We start from the raw sequence: 24852 nt of genomic DNA, 5'->3' as shown, positions 1-24852 counted from the left end.
CGGTGCCCATTTGTCTTCGTTGGTGTACCACATCACACCCCGCACACCCCGCGCAGAGACCTCGAGAACATGACGTATCGCAGTGAATTGATGCTCTCCTTCGCCGCAGCCGGCGCCGTCGCGCTCGCCGCATGCAGCGGGAAGCCGAGCGCCAAAGCGGCCACGCCCGACAGCACCAGCGCGCACGCGAGCAGTTCGCCCGCCGGCAACGGCTCGAACGGCACCGCCGGCGGCGACGTCGTCAGCAGCGACTCCGCCGCCGCATCGCGCGCGTCCGCGATCGCCGGGCCTGTATCGCTCACCGCGTTCCTCAAGGGCGATACGAACAGCATGAACTTGAACCCCGGTCGCACCAAAGCCGATGAGGCCGAGTATCGCTCGGCTATTCGCGCCGGGGCGAAGAAGGTCGACACGTGGCCGAAAGGCCCGACGCGTCTCGCCGGCTCGCTGCTGCCGGAAAACCGCATCGTCGCCTACTACGGCAACCCGCACTCGAAGAAGATGGGCGTGCTCGGCGAGTATCCCGAGGATCAGATGTTGTCGATGCTCGACAAGACCGTTGCCGAGTGGCGCAAGGCCGATCCGACGACGCCGGTCATTCCCGCGATTCACCTCGTGACCGTCGTCGCATCGGGTGATCCGGGCGCGGACGGCGGCTGGCGCCGGCGCGAGAACCCGCAGACGATCGAGAAGGCGTACAACTGGGCGAAGAGCCGCAAAGGGCTGCTGTTCGTCGATATCCAAGCGGGGCACAGCACGCTGCAAACCGAGTTGCCGCTGCTCCTCAAGTATCTCGAGCGGCCGGACGTCCATCTGGGCGTCGATCCCGAGTTCTACATGCACTACAAGCGCGAAGGCGTTCGGCCGAGCGCGAAGGTCGGACAGATGATGGCGAGCGACGTGAACTATGCGATTCAAACGCTCGACAAGCTGGTCACCGAACACAATCTGCCGCCGAAGATCCTGATCGTGCATCGCTTCCGCTCCGACATGGTGCCCGATGCCGAGAGCATCAAGCCCACGCCGCACGTGCAGGTGGTGATGGACATGGACGGCTGGGGTCCGCCGTGGCTCAAGTTCGATTCGTACCGCGACTACATCGTCGCGCACCCGGTCGAATTCACGGGATTCAAGCTCTTCTACCACAACGACGTCCGGAAAGGCGACGCCTTGCTGACGCCGCTCGAGGTGCTCCGCTTGCTTCCGAAGCCCCTGTACATCCAATATCAGTAGTGAGTTTTGAACATGGTTCCTCACTACGGCGCTTCGCACCTTCGCTCGGAATTCCGCGGGTAGCGATAATTCTTTGCTCTATGGCCGTCCCGATTGGGGCGGCCATTTCGCAATCGGCGCCACTCTCGCCGGCATCGGCGACCGAGCGGCATTCGCTGACGCTGCGCATCGACAACGACGCGTTCGATTTCTGGATGCTGCCGTGGAATCGTCCGGACGACGAGTACACGAGCGGCGTGCACATCGACTACGACGGTGGCGATGCGCCGATCTGGGCGCGCGCGTTTCTTGGCGGCCGCGAATCATGCGTGGTCGGCGCGCGGAGTTGTCGTTCGGCGCGCATGGAGCTCGGACAGGACATCTATACGCCGTCGGTGAGTGTCGACAGCGCCCATGCCGCTCCCGGTTCGCGTCCCAACGCGGGCTGGTTGTTCCTGTCGCAGACCGCGCGTGCGCTCGACGAGCACCGAAGCGATGAATTCACGCTCACGGCCGGCGTCACGGGCGCTCCGTCGCTCGCGCGCTACATGCAGGCGTTGGCACATCGGGCGGGGCCCGCGTTCAACCGCCCCACGGATTGGTCGCGGCAGCTGGGATTCGAGCCCGGCATTGTTGCGCGCGTCGAGGAACGACGCCGCGTCTCGCTCATCGAGAGCGACGCATTCGGTGCCGACATACTTCCGCGAGTCGCCGCGTCCGTCGGCAACGTGATCACGAACGCCGAGCTCGGGCTCGATACGCGGGTTGGCGTGCATCTGCCGCATCCGTGGCTGGTCGAGGCGAATCGATTCGCGCTGACACTCAGCGCCGGCGCGAGTGGACAAGCCGTCGCGCGCAATCTCTTTCTCGACGGCAACACGTTCAAGCGAAGTGTTCACGTGGGCCATGAGCCTTTCGTGTTGTCGGGCAACGCCGGTATCGAGCTGCGCTACGAGGAGTTCACACTCGGGTACCGCGCGCAGAGCGATTCACGCGCCTACGCGCTTGGCCCGAAGTGGCATCCGTGGGCGACGCTCGTGGGCGGCGTCAGCGTGGATCGCTGACGTCGTTTATCGTCACACGAATGAGATGATCGAGCAGTGGATATGTTCGATCGACGTACGCGTTGCCGCCCGCGACCAACGGTCCCTGCTTCCCCGCTCTCACGCCGCCGCCCGACGTCTCGCCGTACCCTGAGTACAGTCGATCCACGACGTCCATGCCGCGCACCACGCGGCCGATCGGCGAAAAGCCCTGCGCGTCGAGGCGTGAGTTGTCGACGAGGCTGATGTAGAGCTGCGTCGTGCGCGCGTTCGGGCCGGTCATTGCGAACCCGATCGTGCCGCGCACGTTGCTCTGCTTCACGGAATCGTCCGCGAACGTGCGAGTCGCCCAGACGGCATTCACGCGCGGATCGCCGGCGATGCCGAACTGGACGATGAAGTTCGGCACCACCCGCGAGAAGCGCGAGTCATCGAAGTACCGAGCGCGCGCGAGTTGATAGAATCGATCGGCGCCGTGCGGCGCCCAGTCGCGGTGAATCTCGAGCACGAAGTCCCCCTTCGTCGTCGAGACGGTTGCGTCGTAGAGGTCGGGGGCGCGCTGCCGCCAGTATTCGACATTCGGGTGAAGGAGCGGCGCGGAGTGGCAACTCGCCGCGACCGTCATTCCGAGCGCAGCGAGGAATCTGGCGTCACGGTAGAGTGGGCGGGCTCTCAGACCAACACGGAAGATCCCTCGCGTCGCTCGGGATGACATGCCATTGTTACAAGCATGCGACTCCATAGCCTCATCCTCCTCGCGCTGGCCACGTCGGTTCAGGCGCAAACGAAAGTCCTCGAGTTCAAGAACGTCGTCGACGGCAACGGTCTCGTCACACGAAACGGTGTCATCATTGTCGACGGCGACAAGATCACACGAATCGCCGGTCCGCGCGACGCCATCCCCGCGAATGCCCAGGTCATCGACCTGACGCGCTACACCGCGGTTCCAGGCATGATCGACGTGCACACGCACATCACCTACGCGTACGATCCCGACGCGGGCGGCGATCCGTGGCGCCAGCCGCAACGTCCGCTCGAGCTGACGTTCAAGCTGCAGCGCCAGAACTTGATTCACACGCTCGAAACCGGCGTGACGACCGTCCGCGACCTCGGCGCGTCGAACTATGCGGATCTCGCGCTGCGCGACTCGGTGAACAAGGGCGTCTTCGTGGGGCCGCGCATCTTCGCCGCGGGGTACGGGCTACAGCGCGCGCGCCCACCGTATCGACCGAACACGGACACGACGAAGACCGCACGCGGCCGCGTGTTCAACATCTCGCAAATCCCCGACGCCGTGAAGCAGCAGGTGGATGCGGGCGTCGACTACATCAAGATGTATGCGTCAACGGGCACCGGCGCCGACGTGTCGGGCAACGAAACCTTCTCCGCCGACGAGATCAAAGCCGCCGTGGATGCCGCGCATCAGTACGGCAAGCGCATCGCGATTCACTCCTACGGCCCGGAGGGCGGCCGCGATGCGGTGCGCGCGGGCACCAACACGCTCGAGCATTCGGTGAGTCTCGATGACGCCACGCTGGCCGAGATGGCGCGGCGCGGCATCTACTACGTGCCGACGATCGACCACAATCGCTACTACGCCGAGTACGCGAAGGAGTATCGCTATACGCCGCGGCAGGTCGCGGGACTCGACTCTTTCCGGCTGCTCAACATCGAGACGGCTCGTCGCGCGATCAAAGCCGGCGTCAAGCTCGGAATGGGTTCGGACGCGGTGCACGAGATGTTCGGGCAAAATACGCACGAGCTCCACTGGCTCGTCGAAGCCGGACTCACACCGGCGCAGGCGCTCGGGGTGGCGACGGTCAACGGCGCCGAGATTCTCGGAATGGAGAAGTCGCTCGGCCGGCTTCAACCGGGGTACTACGCCGACATCGTCGCGGTCGACGGAGATCCGTTGAGGGATATGAGTGTACTCATTAATGGAGTGAAATGGGTCATGAAGGGCGGGCAGGTGGTGGTTGACAAGAGATAGCTGAAGGCGATAGACCGGCGAATGGAAACGGCGAACCGAGAGAGCGAACCGAGAGAGCGAACCGAAACAGCGAACCGAAACAGCGATTGGAAAGATCGCCGTTTCCGTTCGCTGTTTCGGTTCGCTCGTTCAGTTCGTTGTTTCGGTTCGCCCGTTCGGTTCGCCCTTCGCAGTTGCTCTACCGGATCGGTATCGCCACCATGATCTGATGGACGTGCGATACCCCGGTCTCGATCGTGAGCGGTGAGCTCGGCGCCGCGATCACCCCGCCGGTCGACGCCGCGGGCACCGTGACCTTGTCCCCGCTCGCAAAAAACGAAAAGTCCGTGCAATCGCTCGGCCCACACGTGCGCCGGTAGGTGTACTGCACCGTCATCTCCTTCGTTCTCCAGCGCAGCCCGAGACTTGGCGTCCACTCCGTCCACCCTTCGTCGTCGAAGCGATCGTTCGCCTGCACGTGATTCACCTGATGCAGTCGATAGTTGATCGCATACACGCCGAGGCCGAGCTGCCACGTGAACACCGAGGCCGTGTCGTCGTGGATCAGAATGTCGTGGCCGATGCCGATGCGCATCTTCGCATTCGTGAACGTGAAGTGGTTATCGACCGTTCGCGCGCCGGCGAGCAGCGTACCGCCACCGACGATCGCGGTATCGCGCGCCGCCGTGCCCCACGTGTTGCTGACCATCGGCTCCTCGATCACGTCCGCGCCGAACGTCGTGTGGCCGAACATCCGAGCGGCGCCGATGCCGGCGTTGAACCCGTACGTCGTTCCGGGATCGCGCGGAATGTTCTGAATCTGATAATTCGGGATTTCGGGATGCGACAACCGGTTGACCGTCGCGAGCCAACCCACGCGCCATCCCTCCTCGCCAACCGGCTGCACGTACTGCGTGTGCAGGCCCCAGATCTTCGTATGATCCGCGTTGTGATCCGTCCGCTGCGTCGTCGTCGAGCTCGTCGGCGTGAACGTGAACGTCGTGTAGTGCACGTCTTCACTCATGTTGGTGTTGTTGTTCAGCAGCAACACCTCCAATCGCCGCGCGCCCCACATCTTCGTCAACCCTAGCCGGAAGTCCGTGAGCGTTCCGGATTGCACGATGCGATCGCTGCCCGCGTACAACAGATCGACGCCGTCGAGCGCGTTCAGTCCGGCCACGTACGCCGACGCGCCAACTGAGACGTCGCCCGGCAGTCGCCGCGCGAGCACGACCGTGGCGTATTGATTCGACGCCGTGCGATCGCTGATCGCGTTCCCCGGACCATGATCCAGCTCTTGCAACGCGAACACGACCCCGCCCGACCAATTGCCCATGGCTCCGAGTCCGCCAAGCGGCAGCGTGTGTCCCCCGCCGCGGCCCGCGCTGATGCCGTGCGAGAACGGATTCGTGAAGATCGTTCCCACCTTCACGTTCGTCGCCTTCGCGGGATTCACGAATGGGTCGGCCAGCGTGTCGTCGAGCGCGATCGATACGCCGGCCATGCCCGCGCGCGCCGACGGGATGATCGAGAACTGCTCGTCCTGGTGGATCGGTACCGTCTTGGGCGTCACGAGCTGGCCGCGCGCCGTTGACAGCGCGCCGAGCAGCATCGGTACGGCGACGAACGTACAACGACCCGCGTGTCTGACAAAACACGACCGCATGCACACCTCTTCAGCAAATGGTGAACGAGCGTGGGCGCAACTGCCCGCGTATATTTCCTCCCGACCGCACTCCCCCAAATGCCGAACCAGACTACCTCACCCACCGGTCACCCAACCGACAGCGGCGCTTCGAAGGCCATCGTCGGCGTGATCATGGGCAGCGCATCGGACTTGAAATACATGCAGCCGGCGATCGACCTTCTCGCCGAGCTCGGAGTGCCGCACGAAGCACGCATCGTCTCGGCGCATCGCACACCGGACTGGATGTTCGAGTACGCATCGACCGCCGAGGCGCGCGGTATCGAAGTCATCATCGCGGCGGCCGGCGGCGCGGCGCATTTGCCCGGCATGGTCGCCGCCAAGACCTCCGTGCCGGTCCTCGGCGTGCCGATTCCCGCGACGATGCTCAACGGACTCGATTCGCTGCTGTCGATCGTGCAGATGCCGAAGGGAGTTCCCGTCGGCACGCTCGCGATTGGCGAGCCGGGTGCGATCAACGCCGCGCTGCTCGCGACGTCGATCGTGTCCATTCAACGGCGCGAGCTTCGCTCGCGCCTCTCAGAGTGGCGCAAGCGGCGCACGGACGACGTGCTCGCGAACACCAACGTCGCGCGGAGCTGATGGCACCGATCCTTCCCGGCGCAACCATCGGCATTCTCGGCGGCGGCCAGCTTGGCCGCATGACGGCGATGGCGGCGCGCACGCTCGGCTACAACGTGCACATTCTCGATCCCGACGCGAACTGCGCGGCCAGCGCCGTGGCCGATCGCGTCGTCGCCGCGAAGTTCGACGATGCGGACGCCGCTGAGGATCTCGCGCGTCAGTGTGACGTCGTCACGCTCGAGATCGAGCAGATCGGACGCGACGCGCTGGCTGCCACGCAGCGTCACGCGCCGCTGCGTCCCGGCGCGAGAATTCTCGAAATCATCCAGGATCGCGCGAAGCAGAAAGCGTGGCTCACCGAGATCGGCGTGCCGATCGGGCCGTATCGCGAAGTGCGCACCACCGCGGATCTCGTCGAGACGTACCAATCACTCGGGCCGTTGTTCGTGAAAGCGTGCCACGGCGGCTACGACGGTCGGAGCCAGGCACGCGTGACGAGCCTCGACGGCATCGCCGAAGCATGGCTCTCGCTCGGTGAGCGGCACTCGGTGGCCGAGCAGGCGTTGCCGCTCGATCTCGAGCTGTCGATCATGGTCTGCCGTCGCCCGAGCGGTGAGATCAAGTTTTATCCGCCGGCACTCAACTATCACGAGAATCAGATTCTCTCGTGGTCGGTGCTTCCGGCGCCGCTGCCCCCCGCCGTCGTCGCCGAGGCGGAGTCGATCGCGCGCACGATCGCGGATGGATTTCAGCTCGAGGGAATTCTCGCCGTCGAAATGTTCCTGCTCGCCGATGGTCAGCTGCTCGTGAACGAGCTCGCGCCGCGTCCGCACAATTCGTTTCATGAAACCGAAGTCGCGTGTTCGACGAGCCAGTTCGAGCAACTCGTGCGCGCCGCGTGCGATCTCCCGCTTGGCGACACGTCGGTGCTGCGGCCGGGCGCGATCTACAATTTGTTTGGCGATCTGTGGGAATCTGGATCACCGCGCTTCGACGCGGTGCTGGCGCATCCTGGCGTGCGGCTTCATCTCTACGGCAAACGCGGGGCGCGTCCCGGACGCAAGATGGGCCATCTGTCAGCCACCGGCCGCACACCCGAGGAAGCGTTGGATCGCGTGCGCGCCGCATACGCAGAACTCACCGGAACTCCATCATGATCAAGACCTCTCTCGCTTCGCTCGCTGCAGTTGTAACGCTCGTCGCCTGCAAGACATCCGGCTCGCCCGCGGTCAATCCCTCGTCGGCCAACCCCGCGGCCGCGCCAATGCAGGTCGTCGTGCCCGAGACATTCTCGTCGGCCACCGCGATACTGCACGACGCCAGCGGCAAGCAGGTTGGACGCGTGACGTTCGCCGACAGCTATGCCGGCGTCGTCGTCGACGGAACGGTGAACGACCTGGGACTGGGCTCGCACGGCATTCACATTCACGCGATTGGAAAATGTGAACCGCCATTCACAACCGCGGGCGGCCATTTCAATCCCGGCCAACGGCAGCACGGATACCTGAATCAGCATGGGCCGCATCTCGGCGATCTGCCGAATCTCGACACGCCCGCCTCGAGCTCGCTGCACTTCGAGGCGCTGCTGCCGAACGTCACGCTGAAAGGACAGAACGCCTTGCTCGATGCCGACGGTTCGGCCGTCGTGGTGCATGCCGGCCGCGACGACTACAAGACCGATCCCGCGGGCAACTCGGGCGGCCGCGTCGCCTGCGGTGTGATCACGGCGAATTAGTAGAATTAGCGAGTCGTGCGCATCGCGGACTTTACGCTCGAGCGCTACTTCGCGCGTTGGGAGTTCGCGGTGCGCCACGTGTTGTGCGCGTCGGACGTCGAGCCGTACAGTCTCTCCGAATTGTTGGAGCTGGCCGACGACGACGCGCGGCAACGCTGGGAGCATCTGAGTCTCGGGTACACCGAATCGCTTGGCCTGCCCGCGCTGCGCGAAGAGATCGCGCGATTGTACGACACGGCGAGCGCCGACGACGTGCTCACGTTCGCGGGCGCCGAGGAAGGCGTGTTTCTGACGATGCACGCGCTGCTCGGGGCCGGTGACCACGCGGTCGTCGTGTGGCCGGCGTATCAATCGCTGTACGAAGTCGCGAAGTCGATCGGCGCCTCCGTCACGATGGTGCCGCTCTCGCCGCGCGACTGGTCGCTGGACGTGGATGCAATCGCCGCGTCGATGCAGCCGAATACCAAAGTCATCGTCATCAACTTCCCGCACAGTCCAACAGGTGCGCAGGTCGGCGCCGATCAGCTGGCGCGCGTCGTTGCGATCGCCGAGCTGCACGGGGCGCATCTCTTTTCGGACGAGGTGTATCGCTTGCTCGAGCACAGCGCGCCACGGCTGCCCGCGGCCGCCGATTGCTCGGAACGCGCGATCAGCCTCGGCGTGATGTCGAAGTCGTTCGCGCTCGCCGGACTACGAATTGGGTGGATTACGACGCGTGATGCGTCACTCAGAAAACGCGTTGCGTCACTCAAGGATTACACGACGATTTGCAGCAGCGCCCCGAGCGAAGTGTTGTCGCTCATTGCGCTACGCGCGCAGGATCGTGTAATCGCGCGGGCGCGCGGGATCATAGACAAAAATTTGTCTCTGCTGGATAAATTTTTCTCTCGTGGCGGCGGCCGCTTTCGCTGGGTACGGCCGCGCGCCGGCAGCGTGTGCTTTCCCGAGTATCTCGGCGGCAACGTCGATGAATTCAGCGCGCGGCTCGTCGAGCGGGAAGGCGTACTGCTTTTGCCGGCGTCACAGTTTGGGTATTCGGGAAATCACTTCCGTCTTGGGTACGGACGCCAGGACATGGGTGTCGCGCTGGAGAAGATGGACGCGTTTGTCGCCCGGTGAGTACAGAGCCTACTGGCGTACCGGCACAAGCATTACCACGGACAAACGGCGGACCACTGCGGACAGGCACGGAGACGGCGTCAACTGCAGTCAACTGCTGTTGAATGACTTTTTAGAACACCTCAGGACGCAGAGATTCGCGAAGCATCCCGAGGGTGTTCAAAAGAAAGCATTCGACTTGAAACGCCGTTGGGTACCGTTTGCACGCCGTCTCCGTGCCGGTCCGCCGTCGTCGGATGTTCGTCCGTGGTAAAGGGTTGGTCCGTCGCTCGTCCGTGGCCCGTTCGGGGAGGAGTTAGAGTGCACACCTCTTGCTCTGCTCCGTGCCCGGAGGATACTGAATGGACTCGAGAATTCCAGCACGCGCTCCGGGCGAGCTCGTCAGCGCCGCGGCAACGGTCGATGCGCGTCGGGCGGTCAAAGCCAAACACATCGTCACGGTGAATCGGCCGAGCGCCGACGTCTATGCTGTCGCGCGCCAGTGGGTCAGCGATCTACCCGACGTCGAGATCGTCAACGACAAGAAGAACGAAGTCATTGCCTGGAAGACCAAGCGCGACTCGAAGGTCTCTCACGCCGGATCCGTGAACGTGCACGAGACGGCCGACACCGCGACTGAAGCGCGCATCGAGATCGACTACGAACCGCCGGGCGTTTCGTTCGGCGCCCTGTTCGATCAACTGACGTCGGAGCTGCTGAACGCGCGTTGATTACCAACGCGCGCCGACGCTCACGACGAAGGATTCGCCGGCCCCGATGCACTCTGCGATTCCGCCGAGCGATCGCCCGACCGGCGACCCCACTGCCGGCGATCGCCGATCGGCGTCACGGTGTGGTCCTTCGGACCGGAGGTGGGCACCTCGAACAATCTGAACGGCGGCCGATCCGGATAGTTCGCCTTCAACACCGCGTGTGCGACGTTGAACACGGGAATTCCGGACGACGTCTTTCCCTCCGGCGCGCCCTTGTGTGCATGACCGTGAAAGACCGCGGTCACCTCGAAGCGCGTGAGCGGATCCTCGAAACGACTCGAGCCCAGGAACGCGAAGATCTCGGGCGGCTCGCCTTCGACCGTCTCACGAATCGGGGCGTAATGCATGAGCACGATGCGTTGATCCGTGCCCAGCCTCGCCAAGGCGGCCTCGAGTTTGAGCGCCTCCTGCACCGCTTCGTGCACGAAGTCCTTGATGATTTTCTCGCCCCACGGCCCGAGCGCGCCGCGGCCGAAGCCGCCGCAGAAGCCGCGCACACCGGCGAAGCCGACTCCGCGGAATTCCCACGTATCGCCGTCGAGCATGTGCACGCCGACGTCGGTGAGGATGCGCACGATGTCGCCTTCCTGCCCCGCCTCGAAGTCGTGATTGCCGAGCACGCCGACAACCGGGATTTTCACCGGCGCCAAATCCTTCGCGAGCACGCGCGCTTCCTCGGCCAACCCATAGTCGGTGAGGTCGCCGCCGAGCACGAGCACGTCCGCGGTTTCGGCGATCTGCGCGAAGAGCGGCGCCATCGCGCCGGCCGAGCTCTTGGTGTAGTGGATGTCGCTGAGCGCCGCGAGGCGCACGGTATCGCCGGTATTGGGCATACCGGGCCGTACTGAAGGATTTGGGCCAGTGCTGCAAATCTTGCACTGTCCGGCTCGCATGGCCTACCAATCGACCTTCGATCATCCGGGAAAAGACACCAACGCGTTTTACCGCCGAACGCTGCACGTGCTGAGCGATGCGCAGGTGCCTTTTCTCGTCGGCGGCTCGCATGCGCTGCTCAACTACACGGGCATCGTGCGCGAGACCAAGGACTTCGATCTGTTCATCCGCCACGACGATCTCGAAGCGGGACTCGAGGCGCTGCGCGAGGCGGGCTATCACACGGAGATCACGTTTCCGCATTGGCTCGCGAAGGCCAAGCAAGGCAATGACGTCGTCGATCTTGTCTTCAGCTCGGGCAACGGTGTGTGCCGCGTCGACGACCACTGGTTCAACAACGCGATCGAAGCCGACGTCCTCGGCATGCCGGTGAAGATCGCGCCGGTCGAGGAGCTGCTCTGGCAGAAGGCGTTCGTGATGGAACGTGAGCGATATGACGGCGCCGACGTCGCGCACGTCATTCGCTCGTGCGCGGAAACGCTGGATTGGGATCGTGTGATGCAGCGCTTTGACCCGCATTGGCAATTGCTGCTCTCGTATCTCACGCTGTTCGCGTTCATTTATCCCTCGGAGCGCCACCGCTTGCCGCCGCGCATCATGAACGAGCTGCTGACGCGATTGCAGACCGAGATGAATAGTCCGCCGAGCGAAGACCGCGTGTGCCGCGGCACGCTGACGTCGCGTGGCCAGTATCTGCTCGACATCGGGCGGTACGGCTATCAGGATGCGCGCCTCGCGCCGCGCGGCAACATGTCGCCGGAGGATGCGGTGTATTGGACCTGGGCGATTACGCATATTCACTGAGGTCGTTGTCGTTCAAACCTTCCCCGGCCTCCCTGTGTCTATCCGCATGTCCCTCCCCCTCCCCGGCATGCGCCTCTTCATTCGTCCGCTCCTCCTCGTCGCCGCCGCCGCGGTCACGCTCTCCGCGCAAACGGAACAGCGCACCTTGACCGGCGACCGCGTTTCGATCTACAACCTCGCCGGCACACTCCGCCTCGAGCCTGGCACCGCGCCCCGTGTCGGCGTCACCATCACGCGTCACGGGCGCGATGCCGCGCAGCTCAAGATCGCAACCGGCGACGTGCATGGGTACAACTCGCTGCGCATCGTGTATCCATCGGATCGCATCGTCTATCCTGCGATGCGCTCGCGCGGACACACGCAGTTGCGCGTCAACAGCGACGGCACCTTCGACGACAATGAAGGCGGTGGATGGTTCAGCCGGCGCGATCAGGTGCAGATCAGCGGCTCGGGCCAGGGACTCGAAGCATACGCCGATGTCGTGGTGACGATACCGCGCGGACAGCGCATCGTCGTGCACTGGGGCGTCGGCGACGCCAACGTCGCGAACGTCGACGGCGATGTGCGCGTGAGCGTTGCCGGCGCGCGCGTGACGGCGCAACACACGCGCGGCAAGTTGAGTCTCGACACCGGCTCCGGTGAAGTCTCCGTCACCGATGCCGACGGAGATGTCACGCTCGATACGGGTTCGGGCGGCGTGATGGTCAGCCACATCCATGGCGATGCGCTGCTCATGGATACGGGATCGGGCTCAATTGCCGGCGGCGACATCGATGTGAGAACACTCAAGACCGACGTCGGATCGGGCGGGCTGCATCTGGATCACATCAAGTCGCGCACCGCAGCCGTGGATGCGGGAAGCGGCGGGGTCGAACTCCAGTTCGACTCGACGGTCGACAACGTATCCGCCGAATCCGGCTCGGGCGGCGTGACGGTTCGGTTACCGGGCACGCAGGGCGGCGACGTCGACATCGAGTCCGGCAGCGGCGGACTCGAAACGGACTTCCCCGTCTCGTCGACGCGCTTCGAGCGCAATCATGTCAGAGGCCGCATCGGCAACGGCAACGCGCGCATTCGCATCGAGACCGGCTCCGGAAACGCGCGGCTGCTGAAGAACTGATCAGCCGCTTGCCTCGAGGAGTCCCGCTTCGCGCGCGCGATCCGCAAGCTCGCCGCGCGACTCGACGCCGAGCTTCGCGAAGATGTTCGAGAGATGCGTGCTCGCCGTACGCGCCGAGATGCCGAGCGCGGCACCGATCTCCTTGTTGGATCGGCGCGCGGCGACCAGCCGCACGATCTCGAGCTCGCGGCCGGTGAGCCCGCCGACACCCTGCGTGTTCGTGCGCGTTGGGGGACGCGCACCCAGCTCGCGCATCTGCTCGCGCGTGGCGTCGAGCTCCGGTTCGGCGCCGAGATGCGCGAAAACTTCGTGCGCGCGGCGCAGCTCGCGCATGGCGCCCTCGCGATCCCCGGTCGCCGCGAGGGCAACCGCCAACTGACGCCGCACGCGCGCGGCGTCGGGCACGAAGGGAATTGCCTCGAGTGCTTCCGCCGCGCCGCGCAACAGCGCGACGGCGCGCGAGGTGTCGCCGTTCAACATCTCGACCAGCGCGTCACATGCGTCGGCCCACGCCAGACCGAGGCGCTGGCCGAGCGCGGTCGAATCGCGGCGCATGCGGTCAGCGAGCTCGCGTGCGCGCTCCATGTCGGCCGCCCAGAGCGACGCTTCGGCGATCACCGGCATCAAACGATGAATCGCCCACACGACGTTCCGCGACCGATCGGCGATGCGCAGCCCCTTCTCGCCGACGGCGATCGCGTCGGGATACTGCTTCATCGCGAGCAGATATGCCGCGCGCCCGATGTGCGCGGGTACGAGCGAGAAGACGTCGCGAATGGCCGAAGCATCGCCCGCGTTCGCCAGCGACCACGCTTCATCGACGCACCCCTTTCCGCGCTCGATGTCGCCGCGCCCGAGGTACAACAGGCCCAACCACACGAGTGTGCGCGGCAAGAGCGTGCGCTGCCCCAGCGAGCGCGCCATCTCGATCGTGCGCTCGGCGAGCGCCACGGCGTGATCCCATTCGCCCACGCCCGCCGCGTACTCGATTTCGACTTCCGACGTCCACACACGGAAGAGAGGTGACCGCAACTCGTCGGCGACGCGATGCGCCTCGGCCAGGTGCCGCCGCGCGTCCTCGGATTTTCCGGTGAGCCCGCCGAGCACGGCGAGCGCCCAGTGAGCGGACCATGCAACGCTGCGTTGCCCTGATGATTCGGCCAGCTCGATCGCACGCCGCCCATACTCGCGCGCCTTGTCCGCGGGGCCCGTCCACAAGTACGACAGCACCATCGCCCGATGGACCCGCGCCAGCAAACTCTCATCGCCAATCGATTCGGCGATCGCGAGCGCGGAGTGGATTTCGGCGCGCGCGTCCGAGCTGCGTCCGAGCCCCTGCAGACAGCTCGCTTTCGCGACCATGACGCGCGCCTCGAGCGTGCGATCCGCCGCCGTGCGCGCGGCCGCGATCGCGGCATCGTAATGTTCGAGCGCGTGATCGAACGCGCCGCCCCAGTAGCGCGCCAGGCCAATGCTGCGCTCGATCGACGCGATGCGCGCGACGTCATTGGTCGACCGCGCCGCGTCGAGCGCGCGTTGCCAGAGCGCCAGCGCACCGGCGTAGTCGCCGAGCCGTTGCCGAACCCGCGCCAGCTCCATGGCGAGGTCGTGGCGCGCGTCGGCGCTGTCGTCGTCCGACAACGAGAGCGCCGTGCCGAGGTAGTCGGCCGCTTCCTGGTTCGCGTATTTCGCCGAGGCGTCGCGACCGGCGGCGCGCAGGTACTCCACCGCCTTGCCGGCGAGGCGCCGGGTATCGCCGCGCGCGTAATGAAACGCCAATTCGCCGGCGTGATCGATCGCCGACGCGCCGTACAGCGCCTCGAGCGATTCGGCGATGGTGCCGTGGAGCGCGCGCGTGCGCGCCAGGCCGAGCTCCGCGTATAACGTTTCTTGAATTAACGGATGTGAAAAATCATACACGATCTCCGTTCCGACTTCTCGCTCGGCGAGCACGTCCGCGGCGCGCAGCGCGTCGATCGCGGCGATGAGAGGCTCGTGCGCCAGGCCGGCGACGGATTCCAGCTCGTCGTGGGTGACGCGCGCCCCGAACACCGCGGCGAGATCGGCGACGGCGCGCGCCTCGGGAGAGAGATCGGCGACGCGCGCCAGCACGGCGTCGCGGATCGTCGACGGCACGTGAAGGTCTTCGATGTCCCAACCCGTCCACGTGTCATTCGTGCGCGCCAGGTGGCCGGCATCGACCAGCGCCTTGATCGTTTCGTCGATGAAGAACGGATTGCCGCCGGTCCAGCGATGCAGGCGCTCGGCGAAGGGTCGGGTTTGCTCGGCTGCGGCCCCGAACGTTCGCTCGAGCAGCTCCGTGATCGCGTCCACGCTCAGCGGCGCGAGACGGATGCGCTGCGCGTTTCCGAGACCACGCAGCGACTGCTCCGCGACGCGGAGCGGCTGGCTGCCGCGATGCTCGGGATCGTTGTGCGTGCCGAGGATGAGAATGCGGTCGCGCGCGATTTGCCGGGCGAGAAAGTGCAGCATCTCGAGCGACGCGCTGTCGGCCCATTGCAAGTTCTCTAATACGATGAGCAGCGGCCGCCGCGCGGCGAGCCGCGAGAGGAATTGCGCGAAGTTCCAGAGCAGGCGCGCCTTGAGCTCGGCCGGATCGCCGCGGCCGGCGTTCGATGCGCGTGACGCCACGTCGAGCGCGGGAAAGAGGAGCGCGAGCTCGGCGGTGCCGCCGCGCGTGAGCAGCGTGAGCACCGACGGTTCGATCTCGCGCAACAGCGGAAGAAAGGCGTCGGAAAAGACGGCATAGGGAACGCCGGTCTCGACCGGGTAGGCGCGCCCGACCACGACGCTGAATCCCCGCGGCGCCGCCTGCTCGGCGAAGGCAGTAACGAGGTGCGTCTTGCCGATGCCACTCTCGCCAACGATGAAGACGGTCGTCCCGCGCGCCGTATCGGCGTCGCCGAGCGCGGATGATAGCGTCTGCAGTTCGGCGGAGCGGCCGATGAGCGGGGATTGGGTCACGGGCCTCTATATGCGCACGCGAGGTGTGTGGCCGCAATTGGTGTGCGCCGTTCCGAGAACGCGCGTGGACGCTTTGGGTGCTCAGGGCTGGATGTCTTCCGGCGTCTCGCGCCAAAGCGCTCAGGGTCGGGATGTCTTCCGGCGAGCGAGTGCAATAGTGCCGATACGGCCGGGCACTATTGCCACGCCTCGCCTCCAGACATCCCCGACCCTTCGCTCATTGGGCTGGCCGTGTCATCCTGAGCGGAGCGAAGGATCTCGTCCGGGTGGATGATCCCGCGATCAGGACACGGATGAGATCCTTTCGTCGCTGCGCGACTCAGGATGACAAGCGGCGCGCGTCGTCGCGCCGCGCCGGAGCGTCCGGGCCGCGCGGCCGCGGTACCCTCTAGCGGTACCCTCTATACGAAACGCGGCCTGGCGCCCGGCCTACGACGCCGCCGCGGGGACTCGGCCGAAGCGACGCTCGCGAGCATCGAACTCGCTCAGTGCCAACAAGAATTCTTTCTCGCTGAACTCCGGCCACATGCAGCGCGTGAAGTAGAACTCCGCGTACGCGCATTCCCACAGCAGGAAATCGCTCAACCGCTGTTCGCCGCCGGTGCGCACCAGGAGATCGACGTTGCGAATCGGAAACGGATCGTGATTCGCCTGCGCCAGCAGCGCGGCGAACCGTTCGTGGTTCAACGGCTCGCCATTGGCGAGCGTCGCGGCCTGCATGATCGATTCGCGTGCCGAGTAATCGATCGCCACGCGCAGGTGCAAATTGCGTCCGTGTGCGGTGACCGCTTCGGCTTCCTGAATCGCCATGACGAGGGATGCGGGCAAACGATCGCGCCGTCCGACGATGGTCAGGCGCACGCCATTCTCGAGGCAGCGCTTCGATTCGATCTGCAGCGAGCGGCGGAGCAGGCGCATGAGCGCGCCGACTTCGGGCGTGGGGCGGCTCCAGTTATCCGCCGAGAAGGCGTAGAGCGTCAGCGTGCCGACGCCCGATCGCGTCGCGGCCTCGACGATCTTGCGGGCGGTGCGAACACCGGCCCGATGCCCTGCGGTGCGTGGCATGCCGCGCGCGTTCGCCCAGCGGCCGTTGCCGTCCATGATGATACCGACGTGTATTCCTGCATAGGCCGACGGAGAGGGCCCGACAGTCGTTCGCTTCATGTCAGAGTGGCGAGAATGGGTGCGGGTGAGGCGACGGTTCCGGAGGACACGGAGTGAAACGCATTCAGCCGCGCGTCAACTTGATGAGCGCTTCCATGTGATCGAGATAGCGTTCGAGCGCTCGCCGCCCGGGGGCGGTAATCGTGTATTCGGTTTTGGGCATGCGCCCTTCGAAGGACTTGGCGCACGCGATGTAGCCGGCTTCCTCGAGCTTGCGCGCGTGCACGCTCAAGTTGCCGTCCGTCGTCTGCATCAGCTTTTTGAGATCGTTGAAGCTGAGCGACTCGTTCACGGCGAGCGCGCTCAGGATTCCGAGGCGCAGGCGTTCGTGAATGAGGCGGTCGAGCGCGAGCGGTCCTTCGGCCGCGGCCTTGCCGCGCACCGTGCGCAGCGGCGCGGCGACGGCGTCCTTGTCGTGCGCGTCGGCACGCCGTCCGCGTTGCGGCTTAGCCACCGTGCCTCCGCGCAATCCAGAGCCCGAACAGGATGTGCAGAAGACCGAACCCGGAGAACATCACCATGCTGCGCGCGGCCGGCGGCATGAAGAGCGCGACGAGGCCCGCGAACATGAACGCGGCGCCCATCACCGGTACGCTGCGCACCGAGTACGTTCCGGCGCTGACGACCGCGGCGCCGTAGAGCATGAGCCACATGCTGGGCAGGAGCGAGAACATCCCACGGTCGACGAACAGCGCGGTAAGGACGACACCGACGCACATCGCCGGCGCGAAGCTCAATATGAGTTTTCTAACAGGCCCGGTGAGGAGCGGCTGGTTGGCGAGGTGCGCCTTGATCGTCATCGACGCGATCGAGATGCCCATCGCGATGCCCGCCTCGGCCAGCCAGGTGGCAACCCAGGCCCACGGCAGCGTTTGCCGCGACGCAACCGCGGCCGCGCCCATGGCAGTCAGGCCGATGGCGACCTGCCCCCACCCGGAGACGGCGGTGAAGGTGGCCGCGCTTTCCATGATGCCGCGGATGAACCGCAGGTTGTCCATGGCGCGCGCCTGCATTTCGGGCGGGCCGGATGCGCCTGTGGAACGGCGGGGACGGAGTGGAGTGACTGATGCCATAATGGGCTCAGGATAACGCCCCGAGCCAATCATAGCAAGTACTTTACAGTGTAAAGTTAGCTTAACGGCCGTTACGGCTGTTGCGGCGGATCGCTCGCGGGAAAGCTCTCTTCCGATTGCTCGTCGACGCGCGCGTCCGCGCTCATGTTCCCACGCTCATCCGTGTTGCCGCTCGTTCCTTCCCCGCGATTCCCCGCCTTCCGTTCGCGCAGCTCGCGCAGCGCCGGATTCACCTGCTCCTCGGGGATCATCGGCTGTTCATCCCGGTTCGCGGCGAGGTGCCGTTTGTCTTCATTCATGATGTGCTCTTCCTGGCTGCGGCCTTCGCCGCGCCACTGATAATTGGTCGACCCCGCTTCGCCGGGATCGATATTGTGCTGGTCAGGTCGCTTGCCGCCCATGGATGCCTCGCGTGTAGGTCACCCCGATCAATGTCAGGAAGCATGCCGACGGCGAGCCGGCGCAGTGGCCAAGTCGAACGCATCGTCGGAACGCCGGACACTTCGCGACAAACAGCCCGGCCCGCTTCAGCGGATCATCGATCCGCGACATGATACTTCTCTAATATCGCGCGCACCTGGTCGAGCGGCAGCGCCTGGATCGTGTGGCCGTTCGCGGTGGTCGTCGTCGCCATGAAGAGCGAGTTGTAGATCGCCTCTTCCGTCGCTTCCACGGTCGCCTGGAACAATCCGGACATCTGCTCGTTCGCCAATTCCTCGGTCTGCAACCGCTGCGCGTTGAACGCGCGACGTACCTTGGTGCTCGTCGAGAACGCGAGCACGTAATCGCCGGATCCGTTCGCGGCCGACGAGCCCGTGCGCGACAGGCCCATGATCGCGCGCGCGGCCAGACGCTCGAGGTTGCGATCCGACAGCGGCGCATCGGTCGCGACGACCATCACGCACGATCCATCGCCGCGATCGCCCGGCGACTGCGCCTCGTGCTGAAACGCGTACTGCCCGAGCTCCTTCCCCACCGGGGCGCCGAGGATCTGGAGAATGCCGCCGAAGTTGGTTTGCACGAGCACGCCGACGGTAAAGCCGCCGAGCGATTGCGGCAGCACGCGCGACGACGTGCCGATGCCGCCTTTCCATCCGAACGCGATCGTCCCGGTTCCCGCTCCCACGGCGCCTTCCGCAACCGGTCCGCTCGACGCCGATGTGATCGCGCTGCGAACGTTGTCGGGCGTGATCGGCCGCGCGCGAATCTCATTCAGCGTTCCATCATTCGTCTCGGCCACCACCGGATTGATCGACCGAACGGTGTTCATGCCGGGCTGCTCGAGGAGATAACCGACCATGGCGTCGGCCGCCTTCCAGACGCACAGCGTGCAGGTGAGCAGAATCGGCGTCTCGAGCTCGCCGAGCTCGCGGAGCTGCGTGACGCCGGTGATCTTGCCGAAGCCGTTGCCGACGTGGAGCGCGGCCGGCACGCGGTCCTGATACAGGTTGCCGCCGTGCGGAAGAATCGCCGTGACGCCGGTGCGTACCGAGTCGCCGATGATCACCGTCGTCTGACCGACGCGCACGCCATCGACGTCGGTGATTGCATTGAGTTTGCCTGGTGCAAACACGCCGGGTTTGACGCCCAAGTCGCGCGCACGAGCACGTTGCGCGTTGGCGGAGCAGGTCACCGCGGTCATGAACGAGAGGGCGATGAGCGGCGAGAACAATGACGGAAGCGCATGCCGATGCATATTCTGTGAGTTGGCGGACGCATGACCGTATTCGCTTTGCACGCGATCGGCAACCCAACGGGCACGCGCATGATCGAGATTATTCGGGGCGACATCACCAAGCTCGCGGTCGATGCGATCGTCAACGCGGCGAACAGCGCGCTCGCCGGCGGTGGTGGCGTTGACGGCGCGATCCATCGGGCGGCGGGGCCGGATCTGATGCGAGAGCTTTCGCGGTACGACGGCTGCCCGACCGGCGGCGCGGTGCTGACGAAAGGATATCATCTGCCCGCGAGGTATGTGATTCACGCGGTCGGCCCCGTGTGGCATGGTGGGAGCCGCGGCGAACCGGAGCTGCTCGCGAAGGCGTACGAGTCGTCGTTCGCGCGGGCGCGTGAGGCGGGCGATGTGCGGTCGATCGCGTTTCCGGCGATCTCGACGGGGGTGTACGGGTATCCAAAGCCTGCGGCCGCGGCGATTGCGGTGCGGGTGATGCGGGCGCACGAAGACGAGTTCGCGCGGATCGTGGCGTGCATGTTCGACGCAGAGAATCTCTCCCTGTACACGCACCTCCTCGGCGGCAACAAAACGGAGAACGACCAGATCTGATCAAATCTGACAAGATCGGTTGCTCCGCCCGAAGGACTCGGATGGCCTCGCGGAGCAAACAGATCTCGTCAGATCCGGCCAGACGTGGTCGTTTTGATTTTTTTTGCACCGCCACCTCCGGACACTAAGTTCAACGTCGTGCCCCTGCTCCCTCTGTACGGCCACGCCGCGCTCAAGGCGCGCCTGCGCGACACCGTCCACCGCGGCGCGCTGCCGTCGAGCCTCTTGCTCCAAGGCGCGCGCGGCGTCGGCAAACAGCAAGTCGCCCTCTGGCTCGGCCGGCTGCTTCTGTGCGAGAACTCTAATCGACCCGACGCGCCCTGCGGCGAGTGCAAGACGTGCCGCATGACGGCGGAGCTCCAGCATCCCGACCTCCACTGGTTCTTTCCGCGCGAGCGGCTCAAGGGCAACAGCGATCCGGATCTCGACGACATTCGCGGGGACATCGCCGAAGGAATCGCCGAGCGAATGCAGAACGGTGGCGTGTACGAACGGTCGGCGGGCGATCAGGGCATTTTCGTCGCGACGATCCGCGCGCTGGTGCAAACGGCGTCAATGTCGCCGGCGATGGCAAAGCGCAAAGTCATCGTCATCGGAGACGCGGAGCACATGGTCGTGCAGGAAGGATCGGATCAGGCCGCGAACGCGTTTCTCAAGCTGCTCGAGGAGCCGCCGGCGGACACCACGATCATTCTCACCTCGAGCGAGCCGGGCGCGCTGCTGCCGACGATTCGCTCGCGTGTCGTCGCCGTGCGCGTCGCGCCGCTCAGCGACCGCGAGGTCGAAGCATTCCTCGGCGATTCGACGGTGGCGTCACAGATCGATTCGGGCAGCGGTCGAACGGACGAGCTGGTGCGGCTCGCCGGCGGCGCGCCTGGGCGAGTGGTCGGCTATGGGGCGTGGAAGACGGCACTCACCAATGCCGAGCGGTTGCTCGAAGCCGCATCGGCGCCCGACCGGGGGCGGCGGATGCGCGTCTCGCTCGCGCAGGGAGGTGCCGGAGCGCGCGGCAAGTTCACCGACACGCTCGAGGCGCTGACGGTGCTGCTGCACGATCGCGCACGCGCGGCCGCGACGAACGGTGACACGCGCGCGGCGAGCGGTGCGGCTCAGGCCATGGACGCGGTGGAGCACGCGAAGGAGCGCGCCTATGGCAACGTGAATCCGCAGCTCATCACGGCGTCGCTGCTGCGGCAGATCGCCCCATTGGTGGGATGATATCCAAGCAGAGCAGGTCCTCCGCTTCGCTCAGGACGACAGAGGCAAAACGAGGCCATGTCAGATAAAAAATTGTCTCACGTCGCCGACTCCGGCGAAGCGCGGATGGTCGACGTTTCGGGCAAGCCCGAGACCCAGCGAGTGGCCCGCGCGACCGGCCTCATTCGCATGCGGGCGGCGACGCTCGGGGCCATCGTGAAGGCCGAGGTCAAGAAGGGCGACGTGCTGGGTGTGGCGCGCGTGGCTGGGGTGATGGCGGCAAAAAAGACGTCGGATTTGATACCGCTCTGCCACCCGCTGGGGTTGACCGACGTTCAGGTGCAGCTGACGCCCGATCAATCGCTCCCTGGTGTTCGCGCCGAGGTGACGGTGCGCACAAATGGTCGGACAGGCGTGGAAATGGAGGCACTCACGGCGGTGTCTGTCGCTTTATTGACTGTGTACGACATGGCGAAGGCGTTGGATAAGGGCATGGAGATCGCCGATATATCGTTGGCCCAGAAGTCAGGTGGAACTGGCGGCGAATATTCAAGAGTTGATGGCATGGTGCCTGCCCCCTAATGTGCAGGTGTGCTAGGCAGGCTGTTCTGCCAAGCACGTAGTTAACCTGTTGCCGACAAAAAACTTATGCGCGACCTACGTGGGACGTACGTCCACCGGGGAGACGCGGCGAGGCGGATCAGAAGGCTGAAGCAAGCCCTCTTTCTTGCCTGTTCGATCACGGTGACGACCATTGTCATCGCGAGCCGCAAGTCCACTCCGGCGAACGCCGAACCCGTGGCGGCCGAGGACCATGGCGGGCTCTTTTCGCTGGGGTCGGGTACGACATCTCGGAAGCTGCGCTCGGAGCTGGAGTCGACTCAGGGAGAGCTGAATCTCGTCCGCGCCCAATTTGAGCGGGCCGACAAGATCATTCAGTACTCGACCAAGTACGGAATCCCGGCAGGAATGGCAGGAAAGGTGTTCGATGCGTCGTTGCGGGAAGGAATCGATCCCGAGCTGGCCTTCCGCCTGGTGCGGTTGGAGAGCGAATTCAACGAGCATGCGATCAGCAAGGTGGGCGCGGTCGGTCTGACGCAGCTCATGCCCAGTACGGCGAAGTTGTATGAAAAGAACGTCAGCCGCGATCAGCTCTTTCATGGCGAGACCAATCTCCGGATTGGGATGCGCTATCTGAGAAACCTGATCGATCTGTACCATGGCAACGTTCGTCTCGCCCTGCTGGCCTACAATCGAGGGGAAGACGCCGTAACGCGTGACGTGCACGCCGGGGTAAATCCCGGGAACGGGTACGACCGTTGGGTGATGAAGGATTACAAGGGAAAGGGATTGTTGCAGAACTAGACTCAGGTCGGCGTGGAGCGAACGTAACTCCCTGTCATTCTGAGCGTACGAAGCTCAATAACTGTCATCCTGAGCGAACGAAGTGAGCGAAGGACCCCTGCGCGCCGAGGAAATCTTCTCCTTGGTATGCAGGGGTCCTTCGGCTTTCAGCGAATAGATTTTCGGTCGGCCCAATCACCGAGATACTCACGCAACTTGTTCGGGAGCATCGAGCACCCAATACCCGGTGCTCCGTCGTTGGTGCCGACCGGCTAGCGGGCTGCCTTCTTCGCGTGCCGCTTCTTCGTCGCGGCCACGGCTTTCTTCGCCGGTGCGCTTTTCTTCGCCGAGGCGGCTTTCCTGGAGGCGGTCGCCGACTTCACACTTTTCTTATTCGTCTTCGCGGCCACTCTACCTCTCGACGCCGCGCCGGTCACCACGAGTGACTGGCCCGGGAAAATCAACGGCTTCCGCAGCCCGTTGCGCTTCATCAACATCGCGGTCGTGGTCTTGTACTTTTTTGCGATCCCGCTGAGCGTCTCGCCCGACTTCACGACGTGAACCGCGATGGTCTTCGAGCTTGCGCCGCCGAAACGTTCGATCGACGGATCGGGCACCGAGGACGCCGCCGACGCGACCGCGGGGGTCGGCACGAGCACACTCTGGCCAGGTACGAGGCGTCCGCTCTTCAGCCGCTTGAGCGACGGATTATAAAGCTCTAACGCCCGCGCGGAGACGCCGTTCTTCTCGGCGATGACGTCGAGCGTCTGGCCCTTCCTGGACTCGAGCGTGAAGAGACCGACCCGGGTGCTCTTTGGAAGATCGGCGAAGCGAACGGCGAAGCTGTCGGCCGCACCCTGGGGCAGGCGAATCCACGTCGAGTCGCGCGGCGGCGTCACGCCACGCAATACCTGTGGATTCAGCTCGCGAATCGCTTCGACGGTCGCGTTCGACGCCTGCGCGATCGCCGCGAGCGGCGTGCCGCTGCCGACGCGCGTCGAATCGTACGCGAACGGCGGCAGCGTGCCGAACTTCATGCCGTACCGCGCCGGCTCCTTCGCGATCAACGCCGCGGCGATCAACTGCGGCACGTACTCGCGCGTCTCGTTGCGCAGATAATCCTTTTCCGCCAAGGCGAAGAAGAGATCTTCGCCCGACGTGCCCTCGAGGTCGTCCGCGTAGCGGCTCAACCCGCGCGCGACGCGTCCGGGGCCGCCGTTGTACGCCGCCGCCGCGAGGTACAACGAGCCGAATTGATCGCGGAGTCCTTTGATGAACCGCACCGCGGCCGTGGTCGACTTCACGGGATCGCGGCGCTCGTCGATCCACCAATCCACGCGCAGACCCATGTCGCGGCCCGTGGACGTCATGAACTGCCACATCCCCACCGCCGCGGCGCGCGAGTACGCGTTCGGATCGAAACCGCTCTCGATGAGCGCGAGATAATACATGTCTTCGGGCAAGCCGCCTTCGCGCATCTTGGCGCGAATCATCGGCTCGTAACGCGTGCCGCGCTCGAGGCGTGCTTCGATGCGCTCCTTGGCCTGGCCACTGAACACGCGCACGTAATGCTCGACGCGGTCGGTCGACTCGTACTCACGCACCGAGATGTCCCACGACGGCCCCATCGCGGAGTCGACGGGTGCACTCGCGGCAGGCACACTATCGCCGCCAAACACCTCCGTCGCTCGGCGCGCGACATCCGTCGTGCTCACCGTGACGCTGTCCGGCGCGGGCGCAGTCGCGGGCGCGGTCACGCTCGGTGTCGGAGCCGCGACTGGCGTCGCCTGCTGAACGACAGACGCGTTCGCCGGCTGTGCGCTGGGTGCGGGCTGTATGGTCGAGCTCGGACGCGCGCAACTTGCGGCAGCGACCAGAGCAGCGGAAA

General features: G+C 65.1%; 24 protein-coding genes. 14 read left to right on the top strand and 10 right to left on the bottom strand.

What is annotated here, in order from left to right:
• Nucleotides 1-90 precede the first annotated feature (90 nt).
• Both VN706_04360 and VN706_04355 read left to right on the top strand, forming a co-directional pair.
• On the top strand, nucleotides 91-1233 hold the full coding sequence (locus VN706_04360; protein ID HXT14837.1) for a hypothetical protein: 1143 nt from the start codon (nucleotides 91-93) through the stop codon (nucleotides 1231-1233).
• 80 nt (nucleotides 1234-1313) lie between these two features.
• On the top strand, nucleotides 1314-2276 hold the full coding sequence (locus tag VN706_04355) for a lipid A deacylase LpxR family protein (GenBank protein ID HXT14836.1): 963 nt from the start codon (nucleotides 1314-1316) through the stop codon (nucleotides 2274-2276).
• Here the strand turns inward: VN706_04355 and VN706_04350 are convergent.
• Nucleotides 2260-2880, bottom strand: a complete 621-nt coding sequence (locus VN706_04350) for a peptidylprolyl isomerase (GenBank protein HXT14835.1) — start codon at nucleotides 2878-2880, stop codon at nucleotides 2260-2262. The genes VN706_04355 and VN706_04350 overlap by 17 nt on opposite strands.
• 105 nt (nucleotides 2881-2985) lie before the next feature.
• On the opposite strand from VN706_04350, the gene VN706_04345 reads away from it, so the two are divergent.
• Nucleotides 2986-4245: an amidohydrolase family protein gene (locus tag VN706_04345; protein HXT14834.1), complete on the top strand. Its 1260-nt coding sequence runs from the start codon at nucleotides 2986-2988 to the stop codon at nucleotides 4243-4245.
• Nucleotides 4246-4423: 178 nt separating this feature from the next.
• Here the strand turns inward: VN706_04345 and VN706_04340 are convergent, their stop codons facing one another.
• The gene (locus tag VN706_04340) at nucleotides 4424-5890 is read right to left on the bottom strand and encodes a hypothetical protein (protein ID HXT14833.1); all 1467 of its coding nucleotides are present in this window, start codon (nucleotides 5888-5890) and stop codon (nucleotides 4424-4426) included.
• 78 nt (nucleotides 5891-5968) lie between these two features.
• On the opposite strand from VN706_04340, the gene purE reads away from it, so the two are divergent.
• From purE to VN706_04315, 5 genes are all read left to right on the top strand, one after another.
• Complete coding sequence (gene purE, locus VN706_04335) at nucleotides 5969-6511, top strand: 5-(carboxyamino)imidazole ribonucleotide mutase (protein ID HXT14832.1); 543 nt, start codon at nucleotides 5969-5971, stop codon at nucleotides 6509-6511.
• Complete coding sequence (purK, locus tag VN706_04330) at nucleotides 6511-7650, top strand: 5-(carboxyamino)imidazole ribonucleotide synthase (GenBank protein ID HXT14831.1); 1140 nt, start codon at nucleotides 6511-6513, stop codon at nucleotides 7648-7650. Before purE ends, purK begins: the two co-directional genes overlap by 1 nt.
• A complete protein-coding gene (locus VN706_04325; GenBank protein HXT14830.1) occupies nucleotides 7647-8228 on the top strand; it encodes a superoxide dismutase family protein in 582 nt (193 codons plus the stop codon). The genes purK and VN706_04325 overlap by 4 nt, the downstream gene beginning before the upstream one ends.
• Nucleotides 8229-8243: 15 nt before the next feature.
• Entirely contained in the window at nucleotides 8244-9347 is a 1104-nt protein-coding gene (locus tag VN706_04320; GenBank protein HXT14829.1) for an aminotransferase class I/II-fold pyridoxal phosphate-dependent enzyme, read from the top strand.
• Nucleotides 9348-9688: 341 nt separating this feature from the next.
• Nucleotides 9689-10057, top strand: a complete 369-nt coding sequence (locus VN706_04315) for a hypothetical protein (protein HXT14828.1) — start codon at nucleotides 9689-9691, stop codon at nucleotides 10055-10057.
• Nucleotides 10058-10077: 20 nt separating this feature from the next.
• Here the strand turns inward: VN706_04315 and VN706_04310 are convergent, their stop codons facing one another.
• Nucleotides 10078-10932, bottom strand: coding sequence for a metallophosphoesterase (locus VN706_04310; protein ID HXT14827.1), 855 nt, complete (start codon nucleotides 10930-10932; stop codon nucleotides 10078-10080).
• A gap of 58 nt (nucleotides 10933-10990) precedes the next feature.
• Between VN706_04310 and VN706_04305 the strand changes: the two genes are divergently transcribed.
• Both VN706_04305 and VN706_04300 read left to right on the top strand, forming a co-directional pair.
• Nucleotides 10991-11797: a nucleotidyltransferase gene (locus tag VN706_04305; GenBank protein HXT14826.1), complete on the top strand. Its 807-nt coding sequence runs from the start codon at nucleotides 10991-10993 to the stop codon at nucleotides 11795-11797.
• A gap of 46 nt (nucleotides 11798-11843) precedes the next feature.
• A complete protein-coding gene (locus VN706_04300; protein ID HXT14825.1) occupies nucleotides 11844-12917 on the top strand; it encodes a DUF4097 family beta strand repeat-containing protein in 1074 nt (357 codons plus the stop codon).
• Here the strand turns inward: VN706_04300 and VN706_04295 are convergent, their stop codons facing one another.
• The 6 genes from VN706_04295 to VN706_04270 all read right to left on the bottom strand — a co-directional run bounded on the left by VN706_04295 (nucleotide 12918) and on the right by VN706_04270 (nucleotide 19835).
• Nucleotides 12918-15902: an AAA family ATPase gene (locus VN706_04295; protein HXT14824.1), complete on the bottom strand. Its 2985-nt coding sequence runs from the start codon at nucleotides 15900-15902 to the stop codon at nucleotides 12918-12920.
• Nucleotides 15903-16331: 429 nt separating this feature from the next.
• Nucleotides 16332-17066, bottom strand: coding sequence for a polyprenyl diphosphate synthase (gene uppS, locus VN706_04290; protein ID HXT14823.1), 735 nt, complete (start codon nucleotides 17064-17066; stop codon nucleotides 16332-16334).
• Nucleotides 17067-17130: 64 nt separating this feature from the next.
• Nucleotides 17131-17520: a transcriptional regulator gene (locus tag VN706_04285; protein ID HXT14822.1), complete on the bottom strand. Its 390-nt coding sequence runs from the start codon at nucleotides 17518-17520 to the stop codon at nucleotides 17131-17133.
• Nucleotides 17513-18079 (bottom strand): hypothetical protein, encoded by a 567-nt coding sequence (locus VN706_04280; GenBank protein ID HXT14821.1) that lies wholly within the window; start codon nucleotides 18077-18079, stop codon nucleotides 17513-17515. Before VN706_04280 ends, VN706_04285 begins: the two co-directional genes overlap by 8 nt.
• A 131-nt stretch (nucleotides 18080-18210) precedes the next feature.
• Entirely contained in the window at nucleotides 18211-18540 is a 330-nt protein-coding gene (locus VN706_04275) for a hypothetical protein (protein HXT14820.1), read from the bottom strand.
• 134 nt (nucleotides 18541-18674) lie between these two features.
• Entirely contained in the window at nucleotides 18675-19835 is a 1161-nt protein-coding gene (locus VN706_04270; protein ID HXT14819.1) for a P1 family peptidase, read from the bottom strand.
• A 21-nt stretch (nucleotides 19836-19856) separates the two neighbouring features.
• Between VN706_04270 and VN706_04265 the strand changes: the two genes are divergently transcribed.
• From VN706_04265 to VN706_04250, 4 genes are all read left to right on the top strand, one after another.
• Nucleotides 19857-20423: an O-acetyl-ADP-ribose deacetylase gene (locus VN706_04265; protein ID HXT14818.1), complete on the top strand. Its 567-nt coding sequence runs from the start codon at nucleotides 19857-19859 to the stop codon at nucleotides 20421-20423.
• A gap of 138 nt (nucleotides 20424-20561) precedes the next feature.
• Entirely contained in the window at nucleotides 20562-21641 is a 1080-nt protein-coding gene (locus VN706_04260; protein HXT14817.1) for a hypothetical protein, read from the top strand.
• A 57-nt stretch (nucleotides 21642-21698) separates the two neighbouring features.
• Entirely contained in the window at nucleotides 21699-22202 is a 504-nt protein-coding gene (gene moaC / locus VN706_04255) for a cyclic pyranopterin monophosphate synthase MoaC (GenBank protein ID HXT14816.1), read from the top strand.
• Nucleotides 22203-22364: 162 nt separating this feature from the next.
• Nucleotides 22365-22985: a lytic transglycosylase domain-containing protein gene (locus VN706_04250; protein ID HXT14815.1), complete on the top strand. Its 621-nt coding sequence runs from the start codon at nucleotides 22365-22367 to the stop codon at nucleotides 22983-22985.
• A gap of 251 nt (nucleotides 22986-23236) precedes the next feature.
• Here the strand turns inward: VN706_04250 and VN706_04245 are convergent, their stop codons facing one another.
• On the bottom strand, nucleotides 23237-24721 hold the full coding sequence (locus VN706_04245; protein ID HXT14814.1) for a transglycosylase SLT domain-containing protein: 1485 nt from the start codon (nucleotides 24719-24721) through the stop codon (nucleotides 23237-23239).
• Nucleotides 24722-24852: the final 131 nt, after the last annotated feature.

The sequence above is a fragment of the Gemmatimonadaceae bacterium genome (assembly GCA_035606695.1).
Classification (GTDB): domain Bacteria; phylum Gemmatimonadota; class Gemmatimonadetes; order Gemmatimonadales; family Gemmatimonadaceae; genus JAQBQB01.
Note: the sequence above shows the minus strand (reverse complement) of the source record. Positions and strands in the feature narration are given on the sequence as shown.

Coding starts and splice junctions, on each gene's coding strand:
- purE (HXT14832.1), top strand. CDS start 5,969: ATGCCGAACCAGACTACCTCACCCACCGGTCACCCAACCGACAGCGGC.
- purK (HXT14831.1), top strand. CDS start 6,511: ATGGCACCGATCCTTCCCGGCGCAACCATCGGCATTCTCGGCGGCGGC.
- VN706_04265 (HXT14818.1), top strand. CDS start 19,857: ATGACCGTATTCGCTTTGCACGCGATCGGCAACCCAACGGGCACGCGC.
- VN706_04340 (HXT14833.1), bottom strand. CDS start 5,890: ATGCGGTCGTGTTTTGTCAGACACGCGGGTCGTTGTACGTTCGTCGCC.
- VN706_04360 (HXT14837.1), top strand. CDS start 91: ATGCTCTCCTTCGCCGCAGCCGGCGCCGTCGCGCTCGCCGCATGCAGC.
- uppS (HXT14823.1), bottom strand. CDS start 17,066: ATGAAGCGAACGACTGTCGGGCCCTCTCCGTCGGCCTATGCAGGAATA.
- moaC (HXT14816.1), top strand. CDS start 21,699: ATGTCAGATAAAAAATTGTCTCACGTCGCCGACTCCGGCGAAGCGCGG.
- VN706_04305 (HXT14826.1), top strand. CDS start 10,991: ATGGCCTACCAATCGACCTTCGATCATCCGGGAAAAGACACCAACGCG.
- VN706_04355 (HXT14836.1), top strand. CDS start 1,314: ATGGCCGTCCCGATTGGGGCGGCCATTTCGCAATCGGCGCCACTCTCG.
- VN706_04350 (HXT14835.1), bottom strand. CDS start 2,880: ATGACGGTCGCGGCGAGTTGCCACTCCGCGCCGCTCCTTCACCCGAAT.
- VN706_04310 (HXT14827.1), bottom strand. CDS start 10,932: ATGCCCAATACCGGCGATACCGTGCGCCTCGCGGCGCTCAGCGACATC.
- VN706_04280 (HXT14821.1), bottom strand. CDS start 18,079: ATGCAGGCGCGCGCCATGGACAACCTGCGGTTCATCCGCGGCATCATG.
- VN706_04325 (HXT14830.1), top strand. CDS start 7,647: ATGATCAAGACCTCTCTCGCTTCGCTCGCTGCAGTTGTAACGCTCGTC.
- VN706_04275 (HXT14820.1), bottom strand. CDS start 18,540: ATGGGCGGCAAGCGACCTGACCAGCACAATATCGATCCCGGCGAAGCG.
- VN706_04345 (HXT14834.1), top strand. CDS start 2,986: ATGCGACTCCATAGCCTCATCCTCCTCGCGCTGGCCACGTCGGTTCAG.
- VN706_04270 (HXT14819.1), bottom strand. CDS start 19,835: ATGCATCGGCATGCGCTTCCGTCATTGTTCTCGCCGCTCATCGCCCTC.
- VN706_04300 (HXT14825.1), top strand. CDS start 11,844: ATGTCCCTCCCCCTCCCCGGCATGCGCCTCTTCATTCGTCCGCTCCTC.
- VN706_04315 (HXT14828.1), top strand. CDS start 9,689: ATGGACTCGAGAATTCCAGCACGCGCTCCGGGCGAGCTCGTCAGCGCC.